This window comes from Rhizobacter sp. P2_H2 (assembly GCF_056403375.1).
The window spans coordinates 1-990 of sequence record NZ_JBFUFP010001510.1 but is presented as its reverse complement, the minus strand read 5'-3'; the positions used below and the strand labels follow the sequence as shown (position 1 = coordinate 990).

1 protein-coding gene is annotated in these 990 nt (G+C 67.8%); it reads right to left on the bottom strand.

Annotated elements, in window-relative coordinates; translation table 11 throughout:
- The coding region (locus AC1D15_RS34335; RefSeq protein ID WP_477829591.1) for a tripartite tricarboxylate transporter substrate-binding protein at nucleotides 1-795 on the bottom strand (795 nt) is incomplete at its 3' end.
- Between the last annotated feature and the right edge of the window lie 195 nt (nucleotides 796-990).

The window sequence follows — 990 nt, the reverse complement described above, 5'->3', positions numbered from 1 at the left end:
GTCCCTGGGCAGGCCCTTCGGCCCGTAGATGCCGTAGAACGCCATGCGGTTGACGCCCTCGAAGCCGACCTCCTTGAAGGTCGGCACGTTGGGCAGCACGGCCAGGCGCGTCGGTGCCGCGACGACGATCGGGATCAGCCGGCCATCCTTGATGAAGGGCAGGGCGGAGGGCAGGTTGTCGAAGATCATCGGCACCTGGCCGGCGATCGTGTCGTTCAGCGCCGGGCCCGCACCGCGGTAGGGGATGTGCGTGACGAAGGTGTTGGAGAGGCTCTTGAACAGCTCCATCTGCAGGTGGCCGATGCCGCCGGTGCCCGAGCTGCTGAACGAGTACTTGCCGGGGTTCTTCTTCAGCTCGGCCAGGAAGCCGGCGAAGTCCCTGGCCGGGAAGCTGGGGTGCACCGCGATCACGTTCGGCGTGGCCGCCACGTTGATGATCGGCGTGAAGTCGGTGATCGGGTTGTACGGGATCTTCGCGTTGATCGCCGGGTTGGCCGCGGTCGTCGACACGGTGGCCACGCCGAGCGAGTAGCCGTCGGGGGCGGCCTTCGCGATCTCGTTGGCGCCCACCGAGCCGCCGCCGCCGGCCTTGTTCTCGACGATCATCGTCTGGCCCAGCGGGCCGTTGATCTTCTCGGCCACCACGCGGGCAATGATGTCGGTCGTGCCGCCGGGCGCGAAGGGCACGACCAGCCGCACCGGCTTGGTCGGGTACGCCTGGGCCTGGGCGCCGCCGTGGATGGCGAGCAGCGCGCTCGCGAGGGCAGCGGCGGCGATCAGTGTTCTGCGTTGCATGGTGTCTCCTGTTGCGGATGAGTCGAAGCACGAAACGAGGGGCATTGTGAGCGATCCTGCTCCCGTCGCCGGACGGCGGCAGTGTGGAAACTACGAAGCGGGAAAGCACGAGGGAGCGGGGTGTCACTGGCACACTCGGGCCGCATGTCGAATGCCCTGCTGCTGCTGCCCGATTTCCTGCTGATCGTCTGCGGC